Here is a 3034-nt window from a genome sequence, read left to right as displayed (position 1 = left end):
GCCCGTGTTCCGTTGACGGCTTTGTTGGGGTTCATGAGGTGCCGGTCGGGGTGGGGGCTTTTTGTTGAGGTGTGGCGGATTTAGTGTCGGTGGTGGTTTGTGATTTGAATCGTGGACGACCTGTCATCAGACAGACGATCACCAACTATCCTCGACATACGATTCCTAAACTCTGGCGAATACCCCTTAGACATGTTCCAATCCTCTCAAAACAGATAGGAACAAAACCCAGTATGCTTCAATATCACCACTGCAAAAGGTTAGTTCCACAACATAATCCGCAACACAAACAGAACAACCTGGCATACGACCCCGACAAACCGGACCAGGAAAAACCCAGACCGCTCCAGGCAAAAATTTTGACACGGATAAAAACGGCTTGTTTCCCCGGCGAATGCCGGGGAAACAAGCACACAATATTCTGTTATCCGGGATGGCTCCTCATGAAACCAAACCCAGGGTATTCAGTCAGTACTATTTGATTTCATAGACCGTGTTGGACTTCACCAAGTACTTCACATCGGTGCCGCCTTTAATACCCCACTTGTTATCGGTGGAGTGTTTCACAGCAACTACTCCGTTAGGAGTAACTTCGGTGCCGTCAGCTTTGTAACCTTTCCAGCCGTTAACAGCATCATTTGCAGATGTGGTGTTGGGATCAGCATTGATACCGTAGGCGCCAGTAATACCGGTGGTGGCTACAAGAGCGGTCGGGTTTGTCGGGGCTTTGTATTCGAAGGTGAAGCTGAATTTCTTGGTGCCGACCTTGCCGGTTACCTCGTATTTACCGAACTTAGTGGTACCAGGAGTAACCGTCACATCAACCTTACCGTTCTGACCAGCAGTGGCTGTGGCGTTAGGCCGACCATCAGCGTTAGGAGCCGCGTTGTTGACCTTGATAGCGGAGGCGGCGGCAGACGGAGCAGTAATGTCAAGTTCCACAGTCTTAGCCCCTGCTGGAGAAGTGAGTGTCATCCCGTTCAGGGCAGTAAGACCAGCATCGTTTGCTTTAGCTCCGGCGGCGGGGGCTTCCACTACCTTAATAGTGAAGGACTTGCTATTACCTTTCTTGTCTTTCACAGTAACCTTATAGGTACCAACACCAGTATTGGCCTTGGTGGCTACGCTCAACACGCCCGTGTCGTCTAATGCAACAGTGAAGTTGCCCTTAGCGTTTGTTGGGTTACCGCTCGTGGGGACGGTTTCAATCTCTACATCGGCATCGGTCAGCTTAGTGATAACCGCGCCGACCTTGTCCTTCAACAGGTACTTGAAAGTAGCTACCTCGCCTTCAGTCGCTTTTTCCGGGTTGGTGTAGTCTGCTACGGAGTGCAGGTTGATATCACCGCGGGTACTGGACTGCTTGTCATCGGTAACGAATTTACCGCCCTCCGAGAACTTAGCAGCCCCGGCTTTAGCGACCTTGTCAGACACAGCCTTTTTACCACCGATTACCCAGCCGCCTTGAACCTTTTTAGCGGTACCCATGTTCTTGATTTCCTTCGCCACAGACTCCGGCAAATCCCCATCAGACTTCACCAACAGAATCGGCCCGTAGCGCAACTGACCAGCTACCACCGAGTCAATCAGGTGTGCGTCCTCACCAGAAGCGAAATACACATGCTTCCAGCCGCCGAAGCCCCAGCCGTCATTCTCAGTCCAGCCCTCAAAGTTACGAGAGTTAGACGCGCCACGCAGATAGTAAGACAACAACGCAGAAGTCTCGTAACGGTCTTTACCCACAATACGCGGGGAACCAGAACCCTTCCGCTCGACAACCTTAGCGAAAGGAGAAGCCTTCCACGCGATAATCGCATCATCCAAAGCCTTCTTAGCCTCAGCATGACCAGCCTTCAAATCCGCTAACGCCTTCTTAGTAACCTCAGCCACCGCACCGAAGTTAACCTCAAGATTCGTACCGCTGGCTTTGTCGATATTATCAGCGGTGCCAAGGGTAGTGGTCGGCAAGTCACCCAACTTCACCGTGGTGGAAGCATTGAGCTTAATCACCTTGGAATCCCCCGCCGCGTCTTTATAATCAGCGATAACCGAGGCCACCGCGTCCTCATTCACCCCATCAAATGCCCCGTCAGCACTAAACTTCCAGGAACCAGGGTTATTCACCGTGATAACACCCTCACTATCGATAGTAGCCTCCGGAGCCTCCGGAGCCACCCCATACATAGCCTTAAACGCACCCGACAAAGCAGCGTAACCACTATAAGCAGCCAGATTCCCTGCGTTAGCCGGGTAGCCCTTCACAGTTTTACCTTCAGCCTGCGCAGTCACGTTAGCAGCTTTAACCGCCTTCACCTGGTTATCCAAAGCATCCTGCTTAGCGGAAACCTGTTTCAAAATCTTCGCAGCATTAGCCTTCACCAAACCAAGGGAACGGTCATACCCGATAAAGCACTTCTCAGTCGCGGGAATACCATCACTAACGTTAATCAGGCTCTGATCACCAGAAAGCTTCATATCGTCAATACAAGCACCATTATTAGAATTCTCTGCCGCGCGACCGAAATAACCCGCCACATTATCAGTACCCTTCTGCCAAGCAGACTGACCAATAAAATTAGCCGCCGCTTTACGCAGATTATTCTTCAACTTAGTGACTTCATCCTTATAAGACCACGGATCAAGCTGCTTAACACCATCAAACAACTTCTTTACCTGATCCTCAGGCAACACACTCTCGCCACCCAAAACAAGAACGTCCTGATTCTTACCCTTCAAAGAATCCATATAAGACTTAGTAGACTTATCCACATCCCCAGCAGGATTCACCAGCAACGTCGCCGCTGCCTCGTAAGAACCAGCCGTAATCCCATCAACCGGGTTATCCCCACGAGTCAACAAAATCGGACCAGAGCCGCCGTCCTTATAAACCTTCTTAGCAATAGCCACATTAGTCTCATAACGATTCTTACCACCAAGACGATCAGACTTAGAATTAATATTCCGATTCATCTTCGCGACATTCGCCACAGCCTCTTTAGGCATAACAGCCTCGCCACCAATAGCGACAAGCTTC

General features: G+C 50.6%; 1 protein-coding gene. It reads right to left on the bottom strand.

What is annotated here, in order from left to right; all coding sequences use genetic code 11:
- Window positions 1-474: 474 nt before the first annotated feature.
- Window positions 475-3034 (bottom strand): cell wall-binding repeat-containing protein (locus HMPREF0577_RS10535; protein WP_004011724.1); only part of this gene is annotated, 2560 nt, incomplete at its 5' end.

The sequence above is a fragment of the Mobiluncus mulieris ATCC 35243 genome, from assembly GCF_000160615.1.
Taxonomy (GTDB): Bacteria; Actinomycetota; Actinomycetes; order Actinomycetales; family Actinomycetaceae; genus Mobiluncus; species Mobiluncus mulieris.
Note: the sequence above shows the minus strand (reverse complement) of the source record. Positions and strands in the feature narration are given on the sequence as shown.